Raw genomic sequence first — 12460 nt, 5'->3', positions numbered from 1 at the left:
CGTCGGTTATACGTTGAACTGGCGCAGGAAGCGCAGGTCGCCTTCGTAGAATTGGCGCAGGTCGTTGACGCCGTAGCGCAACATCGTCAGGCGCTCGAGGCCGGAGCCGAACGCAAAGCCGATGTAACGCTCGGGATCCAGACCGAAGTTGCGCACGACTTGCGGGTGCACCTGGCCTGAACCGGAGATTTCCAGCCAACGGCCGCGGTTCGGGCCCGAGGTGAACATCATGTCGATCTCGGCCGAGGGCTCGGTAAACGGGAAAAAGGACGGGCGGAATCGCACGACCAGATCGTCGCTCTCGAAGAAGCGGCGCAGGAAATCGGTGTAGACACCTTTCAGGTCGGCAAAGGAGATGTCCTCGGCGATCCACAGGCCCTCGACCTGGTGGAACATCGGCGAGTGCGTCGCATCGCTGTCGACGCGATACGTACGGCCTGGAGCGATGACCTTGATGGGCGGCTTGTTCATGCGGGCATAGCGCACCTGCATGGGGCTGGTGTGCGTGCGCAACAGCAGCGGCAAACCATCGCCGTCTTGCAGATCGACGTAGAACGTGTCCTGCATGGATCGCGCAGGGTGGTCCAGGGGGTTGTTCAGCGCGGTGAAGTTGGTCCAGTCGTTTTCGATTTCCGGACCGTCAGCCACGTCGAAACCAATGGAGCGGAAGATTTCCTCGACACGCTCCCAACTGCGGGCCACAGGGTGGATGCCCCCCATCCCACGGCCACGGCCGGGCAAGGTGACATCGATGGTTTCGGCAGCCAGGCGAGCATCGAGCTCGGCCTGAACCAGTTCAGCACGACGCTGGTTCAGCAGGGCTTCGATCTGCTGTTTGGCCTGATTGATACGGCCACCCATTTCGCGTTTCTGTTCGGGGTCGAGCTTGCCCAGACCCTTGAGCAACGCGGTGAGAGCGCCCTCTTTGCCCAGAAAACGCGCCTTGGCATTTTCCAGAGCCGCGGCGTCGGTGGCCTCGGCGAATCGTTCTTGGGCCTGGGAGACCAGGTCTTCAGCCAATAAAGTCATGGAGTCAGTGCCATAAAATGCGCCCCCACGCCGCGCCTGGCGGCTTGCTGCCCCCTGGGGGGCTGTTTTGCCTTGGGGCGGCCCGACGGCAAAACGCAACTAAGCCTCGAAGAGGCATTTTGCCTAAAGACGCAGTTCGATGGGCGCTTCAGCCCTGATACTACGCCCGATGGCCTGCTGCCCCACAAGGGTGCTTCGTCCAAGAACAGCCCCAGACAAAACGCAAACGGGGCCAAAAAGCCCCGTTTGCAGCGATGCGCGATACGATCAGCGCACGTTAGGCGGCCAATGCTGCCTTGGCCTGTTGCACGATGGCGGCGAAGCCGGCCTTGTCGCGCACAGCCAGATCGGCCAGAACCTTGCGGTCGAGTTCGATCGAAGCCTTTTTCAGGCCGGCGATGAACACGCTGTAGCTCATACCCTGCTCACGCACAGCGGCGTTGATACGGGTGATCCACAGAGCACGGAACGTGCGCTTTTTGTTGCGGCGATCGCGATAGGCATATTGGCCAGCACGCATGACCGCCTGTTTGGCGATGCGGAATACGTTACCGCGGCGGCCACGGTAACCCTTGGCGGCGGCAATGACTTTTTTATGACGGGCGCGGGCGGTAACGCCGCGTTTGACGCGAGGCATAGTAGATCTCCGTTATCAAGCGAAAGGCATCATGGCTTTCACGGAAGCCACGTTGGTTTCATGGACCGCAGCCGAACCGCGCAGTTGGCGCTTGTTCTTGGTGGTCTTCTTGGTCAGGATGTGGCGCTTGAAAGCCTGGCCACGCTTGATCGATCCGCTGCCGCGAACCTGAAAGCGCTTGGATGCGCTTTTCTTGGTTTTCATCTTGGGCATGATGATTCCTACGTTTGTTAATTTAATATGGACGCACAGGTGCTCGACGGGCTGGCAGACACATCGCCTGCCGGCACGGCAAGGCTTGCCGAACCTGGATCCACTTCTGGTTTTCCCCGAAAGATCCGGGAAAGCCTTTGATTATATGGTGGTTTTGGGATTTTTGTCTAATTTGATTGCGGCCAATGTCCAAGGCAGCGCTCAATCCCGGGAACACTATGTCCCCTATTCCTCATTCACGGGGGGCCGATACAGGATCCTGGCTGCAGCAGCCTATCGCAAACGACAACGATACTGCAGCGCCTCGGCGACATGGCGGACCTGTATACGGGGCTGTTCGTCCAGATCGGCGACCGTGCGGGCCACGCGGAGCACGCGGTGGGTGGCCCGGGCAGAGCCGTGCAAACGCTGTATGGCCTGAATCAGCAACTGCTGGCTCTCGGCATCCAGCTCGCAGTGAGAATCGATATCGGGGCCGTGGAGTTGGGCGTTGGTGCATCCTTGACGCTGCTGTTGATGCTCGCGGCAACGGGCGACGCGTTCGCGTATGGACTCGGAGGGTTCGCCGGCCGGCAAGGAGAGACAGTCTGTGCCTGTGGCCGGCAACTCGATCAACAAGTCGAGCCGGTCAACGAGTGGGCCGGACAATCTGCCGACATATCGGGCCACCTGATCGGGAGTACACGCACAGGGACGTTTGGGATGCCCGCGCCAGCCGCAAGGACAGGGATTCATGGCTGCAACGAGCTGGAACTGCGCAGGATACTCGACGGTATGCCTGGCCCGGGCGATGACCACCCTGCCCGTCTCCAGCGGCTCTCGCAGCGACTCCAGCGACCTGCGGTTGAATTCGGGAAGCTCGTCCAGAAAAAGGACGCCGTGATGGGCAAGGCTGATTTCGCCCGGCCTGGGAAAAGCGGGGGCAATCAAGGCGGCGGCTGAGGCGCCATGGTGTGGCGCGCGAAACGGCGGCTGGCCCGGCAATGCAGCAGCGAGCGCTCCTGCCAAACTCGACAATGCTGCGGTTTCGAGGGCTTGTACTCGAGAAAGCGGCGGCAGCAGGCCAGGCAACCGCTGCGCCAACATACTCTTGCCAGCGCCTGGCGGACCGACCATCAGTAAGCTGTGCCCGCCTGCTGCAGTAACCTCTAACGCCCGTCTGGCCAGAGGCTGGCCCCGTACGTCGGACAGGCAAGGCGGATGCACCGCCTCGGTCCAGGGACTGGGTTGCGCCGCCGATAGTGTCGCGCTGCCGGTCAAATGCGCCGCCACGTCGGCCAGAGTGTCAGCACAGAGCACCGACAAATCCGGAACCCACGCCGCCATGGCGGCACTGGCTGTAGGCAAGATCATAGTGCTGCCGGGCTGATCGCGGGCAACGGCCAGCGCCAATGCCAGGGGAGCCCCAACGGGCACCAACGCCCCGGTCAACGACAATTCCCCGGCAAACACCAGATTCTGTAATCCCGATGGCGCGGCATCGCCATGCGCACCTGGCACCGCGATTTGACCCGACGCCAACAAAACGCCCAAGGCAATGGGCAGATCAAAACGCGCGGACGCCTTTGGCAGGTCGGCGGGCGACAGATTGACCGTGATACGGCCGTTCGGGAATTCGAAGCCGCTATTGATGATCGCGGCACGCACCCGTTCACGGCTCTCGCGGACCTCGGTATCTGGCAGACCCACCACGGTAAAGGCCGGCAGTCCCACGCCCAAATGCGTTTCTACGCGCACGGCAGGCGCGTCGGCGCCGGACAAGGCGCGGCTGGCAAGGATGGCTAGAGTCATGGCGGCGTCTGAAGTGAAAACGACGGCCAGTATGCGTAAATGCACTCGGTTTGGGCAGTGCCAGGGTGATAGCGATGTCACGCTTTTCAGGCATTTTTTTTGTGGCGCAGGAAATGCTTCATCTGATTTGCGGCGGCAATGGATGGCGTTCCTGAATTACGCAACGAAACGCGCCCCGCCATCACGCCATATCAAACAGCCAGCGCAAACCGATCGGAGAGCGCAGAATGCGAGCGCCTTCGTGCCCCAGTCGCGGCACGATCTCGAACACATGACTGGGCGGCAGACCGCCATACAAATACGCCAGATAGTCTCGGTAGGCGAGACAGCGATCGCGCCGGTCGCTGCCTTGCAGCATGGCCGCTGCGCTGCGGTCCAGGTGCGGATCGTTGGGATCATTGTCGTGCTCGCCCACCAGATAGACGACCTCTTTGCCGGCATAGCTGCGGCGCAGCTCGTCCGGGTCCACACAGGCGACATACGCGTTGGGCCGTTGCAAGCCGTATTTGTAGTGATCGTAATCCGGGCAGTGCAGCAAGGCCTGCCCTGATGGCTGGCCGTACGCGCCACCGGGTCCGTGACCGCGGCGAGCGGCGTCCAGGTATAGGTACGACGACGGTCCCACTACGATGTGGCGCAGCGCGATGCCCAGCTCTCTGGCCAACGTAGGAACGGAACTCGCTGCCGCGTGGCGTTGCACGAATTGTGCTCCCGCCGAATGCCCCACGATAACGAGGCGTTCCAGATCGGGAAAGCGTTCTCGGCACGCCAGGCGCCGGACCATGGCGTCGAGCACTGAAAACGCGCTGACACCTGTGCCGTGGCGCGATGCATCGCCCTGTTTCCAGGCCTGCGGCGCCCAGGCCAGCGTGGATGCGCCCAGGCCCCGCGCACGGGCCTCGCGTCGCGTGTAGAACTGCGGCGCAGCCAGCAACGTCTGGTCGCGGATGCCGCTTCCCGCCAGGCGCGCGGCCCGGTCCAAGGCTCGCCAATAACGGTGGCCGTCGCGCTCGGTGCCATGGACGACCAGTACTGCACGACGTATGCCAGGCTGGGGTTCGTCCAACGTGCTGTCGCTGATATAGACGCAAGCCAGGCCTTCGCGCAGCCAGAGGCGGCGCGCATGCCCGGCATCTGAAACGTGTCGCAGGTTCAAACCGGATTCGCCTCCTACCTCGTGCGCAGCGCGGCACCGTGCCGCGCGAATTGATGATGCGAAATCGTTGTAGCACGCGGATTTGAAGCTCGTGGGGCTCTTACCTGTTTTTAATCTGGCGCTTTTCTATTTCTCAATTGCGCGCGCGGTGGGCTTGATATCGTGAGTACATCAACTTTTCACGATCGAATATTTTGCGGAGATAGACATGTACGACATCGACCTGCACCAGCGATTGCAGCATTGCAAGACGGCATACAGCACCCGCCATGTGGATCTGTCCATGGCTACGGATCTGGTCACCACGACCAGCCCGCGCGCCGGCGACCTGGTCCTCGCGGTTGTGAGCAAGCTCGGCCATCACAAGGCGCTGGAATCGCGCGATGGCCGGCGCTCCACCTTGTTTGTCGGCGACGAAATCGTGGTGGCTTACGGTAATCGCTACGCCCCCGATCAGTTCGAAGCAGAAATCCGCGGCGACCTGGGCCCATGCGATCTGGTCGCGGCCGGCGGCATCGCATCCAACGTGTTGTCGCGCAGCGCGAAAACCGGTGCTGCGACTGCCATCACGCCCGTGGGATTGCTGGCCGATCGCACAGGCCGGGTGCTGAACGTGGCCGATGCGGCGTTGCCGGCTTTGCGTGAGCCCAAGACCGCTCGCGTCTACGCCGTCATCGGCGCGTCGATGAACGCCGGCAAGACCACGNCCGCTGTGAGCCTGATACGTGGCTTTCGCGCCGCGGGATATCGCGTCGGTTCTGCGAAAGTCACGGGGACCGGAGCAGGCGGCGATTTGTGGCGCATGATGGACGCCGGCGCCCGCCCTGCGCTGGACTTCACCTCTGCCGGCGTGGTGTCCACGTATAAGGTAGAGCACGCTGAGCTGCTGCGCATCTGCTTCACCCTGGCTTCGCATGCCATGAGGACCGGTATCGATGTGTTGGTGCTGGAAATCGCCGACGGGCTATATCAGCGGGAAACGGCGATGCTGCTGCAATCACCGGAATTCCAGCAGTTGGTCGACGGCGTGTTTTTTGCCGCGCGCGACGCGCTCGGTGCCAAGGCCGGCGTCGATTGGCTGGCGCGGCATCAACTCAAGACGCTGGCGATCAGCGGCATTATCACCATTGCCCCCCTGGCCATCCAAGAGGCCACTGAGGCGGTCGGGCTGCCAGTGCTGGGCCTGGATGCGTTGGGCGACCCGGTCATGCTGGAAGAATTGACCGGCGCGGAATCGGTGCAGGCCGTCCTGTGAAGCGCCGCGGGCCGCTTCCGGCCGTATTGGCGGGCAGCCGGCGGGGACTGATGGCGTGGCTGCTGGCCAACGGGATCGCGCAAGCGGCCACCATGGCGGGTATCGCGATCGCCACACGGCATGGCTTTGACGGGCTGCATCAACCGGAAGTTGTGCCGAATGTGGTGCTGGCCCATGCCGCGGCAATTGCCGTGCTGGGCCTCGCGCTGATGTGGCTGCGTATGGCAGAGCGGACCACGGCGGAAAGGCTGGGCCAGAGTTATCTGACGGCGACTCGTCTGCGGCTTTTCGATCATCTGAACAATCTGCCCAGCCGCGTGCTGCAAAAACGCACTCAGGGTGTCCTGATGGTGCGTTTTGTCGCCGACCTCAATGCGCTCAATGACTGGGTCAGTCGCGGGCTGGCTCGGCTGGCGGTGGCGGCGATTACGATCGTGTCGGCCGTGGGCGTGTTGGCCTGGCTCGATCCGCTCATTGCAGCCTGTGTCGCCGGGGCGATCGCGGTGGCGGTGACAACCTTGGCGGCCGCCGGATCGCCGCTGTACCTGCGCGTGCGCGAACTGCGGCGCGCGCGCGGCCGCATGGCTGCCAATCTGGGTGAAAAACTGAATGTCTATTCGCCGGTGCGCGTATTCGGCCGCACCCGCGGCGAGCGCTCGCGCCTGCAGAAACAAAGTTCGCGGCTGGCCCAGGCGGCCGTATCCCAGGCTCGCCTGGCCGCTTTGCTGCGTGCGGTGCCGGATGCCGCATCGACCATCCTGACCGCGTTGGTGCTGGCGGCGGGCCTGCTACGCGTGCAGCAGGCGGGCTGGGGCACCCTGTTGGCGGCCATTCTGGTCGTCAACCTGCTGGATTCGCCGTTACGCGATCTGGGGCGTATTTTCGTGTTCTGGCAGAATTTCCGCGCGGCGCGGGATGTGCTGGGCGGCTTCTTGCGCCTGCCCACGCTGGCATCCGGCCGGCGCTTGCCGCCCTTGAGCCCTGGGCCGGGCCATCTGGCGTTGGACCAGGTATCGGTGGCGGGTGCGCTCACGCAGGTCAGCGCCGAGGCGCCCGCAGGTTCGCTGATCGCCGTCACAGGCAGCAGCGGCGCAGGAAAGTCAACGATACTGGGACTGGCTGCCCGCATGTTCGATCCCGACCAAGGCACGGTGCGATTGGATGGACAAGCGCTGGCCGAGCATGACCTCACCTCTATCCGCCAGGCTGTGGGTATGATCTCGCCCGACCTGCCGCTGCTGCGCGGCTCTATCCGGCGCAATCTGACTTACCGGGCGAGTGCCGCCAATGATGCCGAGATTGCCGACGCCTTGCAGCTGTGCGAATTGCACCAGGCCATTGCTGCCCTGCCGCGTGGCCTGGACACTCGGATCGCCGAGCGCGGCGCCGATCTGCCCGCAGCGCTGCGGCAACGGCTGATCGTGGCACGAGCCGTGATGGGTGAGCCGCGCCTGCTGTTGATCGATGATGCCGACGCCATGCTCGACGAGGTACGTACCGGTACGCTTGCGCGAGTGCTGCGCCGGCGCGGCACAACGATTCTGCTGGTCACCAGCGATCCGCAATGGCTGTCGGCGGCCGACGCCGTATGGCGTCTGGATGCAGGGCAACTCGAATCAGTTAAAGAGACGAAACATCTACATACATCAGAACATACATGTGCGGAAGTAAATATATAAAAGGATGCCCTCGCCGGGCGCCTCCGCAGAAGTATGATGCGCGGCCCATTCGCGCACTCTGAGTGTATGAGGACAACTTGAGTATCAAGACTCGGATCTGGGTGTTCCAATCCATAGTCGCCTTTTCCGTCATTGTCATGGCGATCACCTCTGTCTTTGCCACGCGTACGGCCGAGGACTATTTCGATCGGCTTTTGCATGCACGCAAAGAACTGGCCCTGACGTCTGACCTGGCGATCAACGCGAATCGCTACGCGGAGCAGATCGCCGAACTGATATTGATCGGCCCTGCGGAACTATCTGATTTCGAAAGCGCCCGTGCCGACGTCTATAAATCGTTCTTCGACTTGAAGCAGCTGGATCTGCGCATCAAGGCAGAATCGGAGCGCGACGACATCATGACGCTATCGCTCTATGAGCGCATGCATCTGCTCATCGACAGCATTGGCGGCTCCGTGGATGAGTTGCTCGCGCTGTCCTTGATCGGCAAGCGCGATGAGGCCATTGCTCTGTTCCGTTATCAGATCGAGAACCGGCTGGATTCGGAGCTCGAATATCTGATTGCCGAGAATGTCCGCAGCAAACAGGCCGAGGTCGACGCGCTGGAGTCTGTCACCGAACAATTGCGACAGAAGGTGACGGTGTCCATGCTGAGTTTGCTGGCAGCCCTGTTGGCATTGATCTCTGTGTCGGGTTATTTGCTGACTCGCTCCATTGGCCGCCCTATTCGTGCCCTGGCAGCAGGCACACGCGCGATTGAACAAGGCTCGCTGCACTACCGCATCGGCAGCCAGGCGCGTGATGAACTGGGTGTATTGTCGCGCAGCTTCGATGCAATGGCCGAGCAACTGCATGCGCAGCACGCGCAATTGCTCGCCTCCAAGAGCCAATTGGAAGGAGAGGTTGCACAACGCACACGCGACCTGGCCCAGGCCAATCATCGGCTGACCCTGGTAGACCAGCAGCGCGTGCGCCTACTAGCCGATATCAGCCACGAACTGCGCACCCCGCTGACCGCGTTGCGGGGCGAGGCCGAGATTGCGCTGCGCGGCAAGGCCTGGCACGAAACGATGTACCGTGAGGCTCTGACCGCGGTGGTGGCGCGCGCGCAGGAAATGGGACATCTGATCGAGGACCTGCTGTTCCTGGCGCGTTCGGAAGGCGATGATATCGCGTTCGAAAAAGACGCCCTGGACCTGAAGGAAATCGCGCTGGCGGCCATCCATGACACCAACGTGCTGGCACGCCACCGGGAGGTGCGGCTGATGATGGGCCAGGATACGCCAACGGAAGGCGTGCCCATATGGGGCGATCGGGCACGGCTCAAGCAGGCCGCCATGATCGCGTTGGACAACGCGATCAAGTATTCGCCCGCCGGCACGACGGTCGAGATCGCGGTGCGCGCAGGCGCACGGGCGGAGCTGGTCATCCGTGACCACGGCGTGGGCTGCGCTGCCGAAGAGTTGCCCCATGTTTTTGACCGCTTCTACCGCGGTACGGCGGCGCGCGAGCGCTGGGCGGCTGGTAGCGGCCTGGGCCTGTCGATCGCTCGCTGGATTGTGCAGAAGCACCACGGAACCGTCGACTTCAGCAGTACCGTCGGGGAAGGCTCGACATTCACCGTTCGGCTGCCATTGAGACATCAACATGTATAACGCCAAAGTCTTGCTGATCGAGGACGACCCTCGCATTATTTCTTTCCTGCAGCGCGGCCTGCAAGCCGAAGGCTACAGCGTCGAAGTCTCGCGCGATGGGCTGCACGGGTACGAAACCGCTCGCGACGGCGAATTCGATCTCATCATCCTGGACCGGATGTTGCCGCGGATGGAAGGCGTCGAGGTCTGCGCCCGGTTACGCGCGGAGGGCTGTCGTTGCCTGATTCTGATGCTGACAGCCAAAGCAGAACTGCAAGAGCGCATCCAGGGATTAAAGCAAGGGGCCGACGATTACCTGGCCAAGCCGTTCGCATTCGACGAACTGGTGGCACGCATGCAGGCCCTGCTGCGCCGGCGCCAGGATGGCCGTGCCCTGGACACGACTCTCAGCGTCGGCGATCTGCAGTTGGATTTCGCAGCCCGAACTGCGCATCGGGGCGAACGCCGAATCGAACTGACCGCGCGCGAATTCGCGCTGCTCGCCTATCTGATGGAACACGCCGGCACAGTGGTCAGCCGCGCACGGATATTGCGCGACGTCTGGGGAATGGACTTCGATCCCGGCACCAAGGTGGTAGATGTGTATATCCGTTATCTGCGGCGCAAGATCGAGCAGGAAGGAGAACTGCCGCTACTGCGCACCGCCCGCGGCTTTGGCTATACCATCGGTGCAGAAAAGGCCGATTAAAAAAAACCGATTCGGCCTTTCGTGAAGATGCTGCAGCAATCTAGTAGAGTTGGACCAATAAAGTAAAAGCGGCAAGAACTCAAGGAGACGCGCATGAGCACAAAGCGAGTACCGGTGACGGGTGCCGGCAAGGGTATCGGCCGAGCCATGGGACACAGACTCATGACGCTGATCTCCGTGGTCTAAGGAGTGCAAAGTGGACTTCTATTCCCTGCTTTCACAGCATGCTCGGACGGCGCCGGCACGGATCGCATTTCAAGATAACGCCCGCCAGCTGAACTACGCGGAGTTGTTGGCTGAAGTGGACTGTATGGCGGCACTGATGGCGTCTCGCGGGGCTCGCCGCGGAGACCGTCTGGCGCTGTGGATGCCAAATTGTGTCGAATGGCTCGTGACGTTTCTCGCATGTGCCAGATTGGGAATGATGGTGGTCGCAGTCAACACCCGGTTCAAGGAACATGAAGTCGGCCAACTGCTGCAACGCGGGCAATGCCGCTGGCTGGCATTCTGGCCGGCCTTTAAAGGGTTGCCGTTTGTCGATACGCTCAAATGCGTGGACGCTGCTATCGTTGGCCAACTGAAAGGCGTCATTGCCGTTCAAGCCAACGCAGACGTCGCCCATACCTTGCGCGATGCGTGGCCGGCGCTTGACCTGATCTCATACGCGAACACTGACACCACGTTTCCCATTTCGGATCCTGGACAAGCCCGTGACGGAGCATTGGTCTACACCACCTCGGGCACCACATCCGAGCCAAAGCTCGTCCTGCATCGGCAAGAGGGGCTGATCAATCACGGAGCCATTGCGGCCTCGGCCTATGGTGTCACTGCGCAGAGCGTGGTGCTCATTGCTGCGCCGATGTGCGGCGCGTTTGGCTTTTCCACGATGCTCAGTGGCCTGGTTCCCGGCGCCTCCTTGGTATCGCTGGCAGTATTCGATGCCAGCACTACCGTGCGGCAAATCACCGATCACGCGGTGACCCACACCTTTGCCAATAACGAACTCATTGATCTGCTGCTGAAGGAAACGGCGGGCAATGGCCGGCCCTTCCCTACGCTGCAGTATGTGGGCTATGCCAGCTTTGCCCCCTCTATGGACGATCTGCCCGAACGCGCGCTACAGGCGGGGATACCCATTGCCGGGCTATATGGATCCAGCGAACTCCAAGCCTTGGTGGCGGGCCAGCGGCTCGATATGGACTGGCAATATCGACGTGCCGCCGGAGGAACCCTGGCCTCGCCAGCCGGCAGGGTCCGTGCGGTAGATCCCGAGCATGGCAACACGCTGCCGCACGGCGCCATCGGACAGATTGAAATCCAGGCCCCCAGCCTGATGTCAGAGTATCTGGACAATCCTGAAGCCACCCGCAAAGCCATCCATCCCGATGGATTTTTCCGCACAGGCGATCTGGGCTTCACGGTGGATGAACGCACGTTTGTTTTTCAGGGCAGAGACGGAGAACATCTGCGTCTGGCAGGTTTTCTGGTCAACCCGATGGAAATCGAGGCGTTCATCCGCGAGCTCGACGGCGTTCAAGCAGTGCAAGTCGTGGGCGCCGAACGCGAGGGAAAAACCGTACCGGTGGCATTTGCCATTGCCTCGTGCGGGGCAGACGTGACCGAGGCGGCCATCATTCGCGCCTGTCAAGCCTCAATGGCAAAATTCAAAGTCCCTGAACGAGTCGCGTTTGTGCAGCAGTTTCCAATGGTGCAAAGCGCCAACTCGAACAAGGTGCAGAAGCACGAACTCAGAAAAATGGCGCAGAGACTGCTTGACGGAGATCGGCACGCCGCGCTGTGAGGGCTGAAGTCGGCCAATCTGTGCGTTCGGCCTGCCTTTTAGGCGGGGACAGCGATCGCTATCTATTCGTGCGCGCCTTTTGCGGCCTGGACAAACTCCAACCTATTCCGGCTTGCTCTCCAAAGCCGCAACACGCGACTCCAGCTGTTGCACCTGAGCTTGCAGTTGATCCACACGCTCGCGCGCACGAGCCAGCAGATCCGCCTGTACGTCGAATTCCTCGCGGGTGATCAGGTCCATTTTCGTAAAGGCCTGCCCCATCATCGCCTTTACATTGCGTTCGAGATCAGCGGCCGGGCTGCGCGCGATCAAGTCGGAAAGATTTTTCTGGAAATCTTCGAGCCATTGGGTGCGGTTCATGACGTCCTCGCATTCGATGTTCTGAATGTATAGAGTGTAGCCGCTCTAGCCCTACCAAACCCTACAACAAAAAAAATGGGCGGGCCGTACACGGCACCGCCTCAAAGCACAGGAGAAAATCGAATTGCACCAGAGCCATTGCTTGCGATAGACACACTGTCCGAGTGCCCGTCGCACTGCATCTGGTACGGTTCGA

The 12460-nt window shown here is 61.7% G+C and carries 10 protein-coding genes; 4 read left to right on the top strand and 6 right to left on the bottom strand.

Annotated elements, in window-relative coordinates:
- Positions 1 to 6: 6 nt before the first annotated feature.
- From pheS to ACNA0I_RS22510, 5 genes are all read right to left on the bottom strand, one after another.
- The gene (pheS, locus tag ACNA0I_RS22530) at positions 7 to 1029 is read right to left on the bottom strand and encodes a phenylalanine--tRNA ligase subunit alpha (protein ID WP_415808262.1); all 1023 of its coding nucleotides are present in this window, start codon (positions 1027 to 1029) and stop codon (positions 7 to 9) included.
- Positions 1030 to 1306: 277 nt separating this feature from the next.
- On the bottom strand, positions 1307 to 1666 hold the full coding sequence (gene rplT, locus ACNA0I_RS22525) for a 50S ribosomal protein L20 (RefSeq protein ID WP_415808261.1): 360 nt from the start codon (positions 1664 to 1666) through the stop codon (positions 1307 to 1309).
- A gap of 15 nt (positions 1667 to 1681) precedes the next feature.
- Positions 1682 to 1879, bottom strand: a complete 198-nt coding sequence (rpmI, locus tag ACNA0I_RS22520; RefSeq protein ID WP_012249552.1) for a 50S ribosomal protein L35 — start codon at positions 1877 to 1879, stop codon at positions 1682 to 1684.
- A gap of 273 nt (positions 1880 to 2152) precedes the next feature.
- Positions 2153 to 3670: a YifB family Mg chelatase-like AAA ATPase gene (locus tag ACNA0I_RS22515; protein ID WP_415808260.1), complete on the bottom strand. Its 1518-nt coding sequence runs from the start codon at positions 3668 to 3670 to the stop codon at positions 2153 to 2155.
- A 181-nt stretch (positions 3671 to 3851) separates the two neighbouring features.
- Positions 3852 to 4826 carry an alpha/beta hydrolase gene (locus ACNA0I_RS22510; protein ID WP_415808259.1) on the bottom strand — a complete coding sequence of 325 codons (975 nt, stop codon included), beginning with the start codon at positions 4824 to 4826 and terminating at the stop codon, positions 3852 to 3854.
- Between the two features lie 1251 nt (positions 4827 to 6077).
- On the opposite strand from ACNA0I_RS22510, the gene ACNA0I_RS22505 reads away from it, so the two are divergent.
- From ACNA0I_RS22505 to ACNA0I_RS22490, 4 genes are all read left to right on the top strand, one after another.
- Entirely contained in the window at positions 6078 to 7760 is a 1683-nt protein-coding gene (locus ACNA0I_RS22505) for an ATP-binding cassette domain-containing protein (protein ID WP_415808258.1), read from the top strand.
- A gap of 77 nt (positions 7761 to 7837) precedes the next feature.
- Positions 7838 to 9415 carry a sensor histidine kinase gene (locus ACNA0I_RS22500; RefSeq protein WP_415808257.1) on the top strand — a complete coding sequence of 526 codons (1578 nt, stop codon included), beginning with the start codon at positions 7838 to 7840 and terminating at the stop codon, positions 9413 to 9415.
- Positions 9408 to 10103: a response regulator transcription factor gene (locus tag ACNA0I_RS22495; protein ID WP_415808256.1), complete on the top strand. Its 696-nt coding sequence runs from the start codon at positions 9408 to 9410 to the stop codon at positions 10101 to 10103. The genes ACNA0I_RS22500 and ACNA0I_RS22495 overlap by 8 nt, the downstream gene beginning before the upstream one ends.
- Positions 10104 to 10299: 196 nt before the next feature.
- Positions 10300 to 11904 carry an AMP-binding protein gene (locus ACNA0I_RS22490; RefSeq protein ID WP_415808255.1) on the top strand — a complete coding sequence of 535 codons (1605 nt, stop codon included), beginning with the start codon at positions 10300 to 10302 and terminating at the stop codon, positions 11902 to 11904.
- Between the two features lie 102 nt (positions 11905 to 12006).
- Here ACNA0I_RS22490 and ACNA0I_RS22485 read toward each other — a convergent pair whose 3' ends face one another.
- A complete protein-coding gene (locus ACNA0I_RS22485) occupies positions 12007 to 12264 on the bottom strand; it encodes an accessory factor UbiK family protein (protein WP_415808253.1) in 258 nt (85 codons plus the stop codon).
- Positions 12265 to 12460 lie beyond the last annotated feature (196 nt).

The organism is Bordetella muralis (assembly GCF_965139205.1).
Lineage (GTDB): Bacteria > Pseudomonadota > Gammaproteobacteria > Burkholderiales > Burkholderiaceae_B > Bordetella_A > Bordetella_A muralis.
This window is presented reverse-complemented; position numbering and strand designations above follow the sequence as displayed.

Coding starts and splice junctions, on each gene's coding strand:
- pheS (WP_415808262.1), bottom strand. CDS start 1,029: ATGACTTTATTGGCTGAAGACCTGGTCTCCCAGGCCCAAGAACGATTC.
- rplT (WP_415808261.1), bottom strand. CDS start 1,666: ATGCCTCGCGTCAAACGCGGCGTTACCGCCCGCGCCCGTCATAAAAAA.
- rpmI (WP_012249552.1), bottom strand. CDS start 1,879: ATGCCCAAGATGAAAACCAAGAAAAGCGCATCCAAGCGCTTTCAGGTT.
- ACNA0I_RS22515 (WP_415808260.1), bottom strand. CDS start 3,670: ATGACTCTAGCCATCCTTGCCAGCCGCGCCTTGTCCGGCGCCGACGCG.
- ACNA0I_RS22495 (WP_415808256.1), top strand. CDS start 9,408: ATGTATAACGCCAAAGTCTTGCTGATCGAGGACGACCCTCGCATTATT.
- ACNA0I_RS22485 (WP_415808253.1), bottom strand. CDS start 12,264: ATGAACCGCACCCAATGGCTCGAAGATTTCCAGAAAAATCTTTCCGAC.